Annotated in this window: 4 protein-coding genes; all 4 read left to right on the top strand. The window is 66.3% G+C overall.

Annotated elements, in window-relative coordinates:
• Positions 1–132: 132 nt before the first annotated feature.
• The gene (gene motA, locus JYJ84_RS32910) at positions 133–993 is read left to right on the top strand and encodes a flagellar motor stator protein MotA (protein WP_011350592.1); all 861 of its coding nucleotides are present in this window, start codon (positions 133–135) and stop codon (positions 991–993) included.
• 13 nt (positions 994–1,006) lie between these two features.
• Positions 1,007–2,023 carry a flagellar motor protein MotB gene (gene motB / locus JYJ84_RS32905; RefSeq protein ID WP_175222287.1) on the top strand — a complete coding sequence of 339 codons (1,017 nt, stop codon included), beginning with the start codon at positions 1,007–1,009 and terminating at the stop codon, positions 2,021–2,023.
• 107 nt (positions 2,024–2,130) lie between these two features.
• Entirely contained in the window at positions 2,131–2,508 is a 378-nt protein-coding gene (locus tag JYJ84_RS32900; RefSeq protein ID WP_122944126.1) for a response regulator, read from the top strand.
• Between the two features lie 33 nt (positions 2,509–2,541).
• A partial coding sequence (locus JYJ84_RS32895) for an Hpt domain-containing protein (protein WP_205190002.1) occupies positions 2,542–2,949 on the top strand: 408 nt, incomplete at its 3' end.

Here is a 2,949-nt window from a genome sequence, read left to right as displayed (position 1 = left end):
GGCGCGAATCGTCTGCGAATTGCTGGTAAACACCTCCGCGCCGCCGCCGGGCGGCCGCGAAAGTTTTCCTGCCGACTGCCGTAAACCTGTTTAACGGCGGTCTCCCCGCCGGTCATTCGTGAGGGACAGGCAGTGCTGATTATCGTGGGAACACTCGTGACGCTGTTGTCCGTCTTCGGCGGTTATGCGCTGGCAGGCGGGCATCTGGGCGCCCTGATCCAGCCCGTCGAGATCCTGATGATCGTGGGCGCGGGCGTTGGCGCGTTCATCCTCGGCAACGGCGGCAAGACCATCAAGGCCACGCTGCGGGTGCTGCCGACGCTCTTCAAGGGCTCGAAATACACGAAGGACGTCTACATGGAGCTGATGGCGCTGCTTTACGTGCTGCTCGCCAAGGCACGCAAGGAAGGCACGCTCACGCTCGAGGCCGACATCGACGATCCGGAAAAGAGCCCGATCTTCACGCAATACCCGAAGATCCTCGCCGATCACCACATCGTCGAATTCCTGACCGACTACCTGCGCCTGATGGTGGGCGGCAACATGAATGCGTTCGAGATCGAGAGCCTGATGGACGAGGAGATCGAGACGCACCACGCGGAAGGCGAAGGCCCCGCGCATGCACTGATGCGCGTCGGCGACGCGATGCCGGCGTTCGGTATCGTCGCGGCCGTGATGGGCGTCGTGCACACGATGGCGTCCGCCGACAAGCCGCCCGCGGTGCTCGGCGCGATGATCGCGCAGGCGCTGGTCGGCACGTTCCTCGGGATTTTGCTGTCGTACGGGCTGATCGGGCCGCTCGCGAGCCTCGCGGAGCAGCGCGTCGCCGAGTCGACCAAGATGTTCCAGTGCATCAAGGTGACGATCCTTGCGACGCTGAACGGCTATGCGCCGGCGATTGCGGTCGAGTTCGGCCGCAAGGTGCTGTTCTCGACCGAGCGGCCGTCGTTTTCCGAGCTCGAAGAGCACGTGCGCCGCGTGAAGGCGAAGTGACGCGGAGCGCACGATGAGCAAGAGCAAGGATCGCGCAATCGTCGTCAAGCGGGTGGCCCCGGCGAAGAAGGGCCACCACGGCGGCGCATGGAAGCTCGCATACGCGGACTTCATGACCGCGATGATGGCGTTCTTCCTGCTGATGTGGCTGCTGAGTTCGGTCACGCCGGTGCAGCTGAAGGGGATCGCCGAATACTTCAACACGCCGCTGAAGGCCGCGCTGTTCGGCAACGGCGATCGCAGCTCGCAGGATTCCAGCATCATCAACGGCGGCGGCCGCGACCTGTCGAGCATCGACGCCGGCACGCTGCGCCGCACCGACGGCACGACGCAGCTCGCCGAGCGCTTCGCGAAAGTGGGCGACGAGCATTCCCGGTCGCAGGCGCAAGGCGCGCAGGACCGGCTCGAGCAGGCACGCCTGCACGATCTGCAGATCAAGCTGATGGCCGCGATCGAGGCCAACCCGACGCTGCGCCAGTTCAAGCAGCAGATCCGCATCGATTCCACGCTGATGGGGCTGCGCATCGAGATCGTCGATACGCAGAAGCGGCCGATGTTCGCGATGTCGAGCGACCAGGTCGAGCCGTACATGCGCGACATCCTGCGCGAGATCGGCAAGACGCTGAACGACGTGCCGAACCGGATCATCGTCCAGGGCCACACCGACGCCGTGCCGTACTCCGGTGGCGAGGGCGGCTACAGCAACTGGGAGCTGTCGGCCGACCGCGCGAACGCGTCGCGCCGCGAGCTGATCGCCGGCGGCATGGACGAGGCGAAAGTGCTGCGCGTGCTCGGCCTCGCGTCGACCCAGAACCTGAACAAGGCCGACCCGCTCGATCCGGAAAACCGCCGGATCAGCGTGATCGTGCTGAATCGCAAATCCGAAGAGGCGCTGATGCGCGACGATGCGACGACCACGACGCTGTCGGCCGATGCGGCCGGTTCGCAGCAGCTCGCGCAGCAGCTGGCCCCGGCGCCGGCCGCGCGCCCGGCGCTCGCGGCGTCCGCCGTCTCCGTGCCGAAACCCTGACGTTTACAAGATTCCGAGACACGTATGAAACGACCCCCACGCTCACTTTGTTCGCTGCCCCCCGCGGGGGCGGTCAGCCTCCTTGGGGCGGCCCGGCGGAGGCTGACATGATCCGAACCATTCTCGCCATCGACGACTCCGCGACCATGCGTGCGCTGCTGCAGGCAACGCTGATGCAGGCCGGCTACGACGTGACGGTGGCGCCGGACGGCGAGGCCGGCTTCGACCTGGCGGCCACCGTGCCGTACGACCTGGTGCTGACCGACCAGAACATGCCGCGCAAGAGCGGGCTCGAAGTGATCGCCGCGCTGCGCCAGCTGACCGCCTATACGGAAACGCCGATCCTCGTGTTGACGACCGAAGGCAGCGACGCGTTCAAGGACGCCGCGCGCGACGCGGGCGCGACCGGCTGGATCGAGAAGCCGATCGACCCCGCCGTGCTGGTCGACCTGGTCGCGACGCTGTCCGAGCCGGCCGCTTCCTGACATTCACGCGACGCATTCAACCCGGGACCGGGCATGACTCTCGACATCACTCAGTTCTACCAGACATTTTTCGACGAAGCGGATGAGCTGCTCGCGCAGATGGAGCAGCTGCTGCTGAACCTCGACGTCGATTCGCCCGACCCCGAGGATCTGGCCGCGATCTTCCGCGCCGCGCATTCGATCAAAGGCGGCGCGGCGACGTTCGGCTTTTCCGCGCTGACCGATACGACGCACATCCTCGAATCGCTGCTCGACCGCGCGCGCAACCATGAGCTGACGCTGACCAAGGACATGGTCGACGCGTTCCTCGAGACCAAGGACGTGCTGTCCGACCAGCTCGTCGACTACCGTGCCAGCGCCGAACCCGACGCGGCAGCCGCCGCGACGATCTGCGCGAAGCTCGAACGGCTGAAGGCCGAGAGCACCGCGGGCGCGCCGGCT

It is taken from the genome of Burkholderia sp. LMG 13014, from assembly GCF_905232215.1.
Classification (GTDB): Bacteria; Pseudomonadota; Gammaproteobacteria; order Burkholderiales; family Burkholderiaceae; genus Burkholderia.
This window is presented reverse-complemented; position numbering and strand designations above follow the sequence as displayed.

Coding starts and splice junctions, on each gene's coding strand:
- motB (WP_175222287.1), top strand. CDS start 1,007: ATGAGCAAGAGCAAGGATCGCGCAATCGTCGTCAAGCGGGTGGCCCCG.
- JYJ84_RS32900 (WP_122944126.1), top strand. CDS start 2,131: ATGATCCGAACCATTCTCGCCATCGACGACTCCGCGACCATGCGTGCG.